The sequence below is a fragment of the Delftia sp. ZNC0008 genome (assembly GCF_000799035.1).
Taxonomy (GTDB): Bacteria; Pseudomonadota; Gammaproteobacteria; order Burkholderiales; family Burkholderiaceae_C; genus Comamonas; species Comamonas tsuruhatensis.
Window position 1 is genome coordinate 1,670 of the sequence record NZ_JTKZ01000758.1, and the last position, 883, is coordinate 2,552.

Here is an 883-nt window from a genome sequence, read left to right on the forward strand (position 1 = left end):
GGCCCAGCAGGCGCTGCTCGACGGCGGGCGACAGCTCGCCCGCGCCCAGGGACAGCGTGGCGGGCTTGTCGTTGAAGGTGTTGATCACATCGCCTGCAGGCCCGGACAGGCGGTAGTGCAGCGTGAGGAACGAGCCGGCCTGGACCGTGGGGTGGGCCGGGGAAGAAGCGCTAGAGGTCATGGAAGTCCCGATAAACTGGCCCGTATTGTAGAAAAACATCCATGCCCCCACGCCCCGTGCAACGGTGCCCCTGCGGCGCCCCTCACCTGGCTGAACCATGGCTCTCAAAGACCTGCCCGCCCAGGCCCAGCCGCGCGAAAGGCTCGCGGCACACGGCCCCTCGGCGCTTTCCGACATCGAACTGCTGGCCATCGTGCTGCGCACCGGCATGGCCGGCAAGGGTGTGCTGCAGCTGGCCCAGGAACTGCTGCAGCTGCCCGGCCGGCCCGGCCTGTCCGGGCTGCTGCAGGCCGGGCACGCCGACCTGAAGGCCATCAAGGGGCTGGGGCCTTCCAAGTGCGCACAACTCCTGGCCGTGCTCGAACTGGCGCGCCGCGCCACGGCCGAGCAACTGCGCGAGCGCCCTGCCCTGGCCTCGCCCGACGCCGTGGCGCGCTACCTGCAGCTGCACCTGGCGGCACGCCAGCACGAGGTGTTCGCCGTGCTGTTCCTGGACAGCCAGCACCGGCTGATCGCGCTGGAGGAGATGTTCCGCGGCACGCTCACGCGCACCAGCGTCTATCCCCGGGAAGTGGTGCTGCGCGCCCTGCACCACCACGCGGGTGCCGTCATCCTGGCCCACAACCACCCCAGCGGCCATGTCCAGGCCAGCGCTGCGGACAGGGCCGTCACGCAGAGCCTGCAGGCTGCCCTGGGACGCGG

Annotated in this window: 1 protein-coding gene and 1 pseudogene; one reads left to right on the forward strand and one right to left on the reverse strand. The window is 70.8% G+C overall.

Features of this window, described 5'->3' with window-relative positions:
* Positions 1-181 (reverse strand): annotated as a pseudogene (locus tag L995_RS34495) (FKBP-type peptidyl-prolyl cis-trans isomerase); the annotation flags it as partial.
* A 97-nt stretch (positions 182-278) separates the two neighbouring features.
* Here L995_RS34495 and radC point away from each other — a divergent pair.
* The coding region (gene radC / locus L995_RS24670) for a RadC family protein (RefSeq protein WP_047474023.1) at positions 279-883 on the forward strand (605 nt) is incomplete at its 3' end.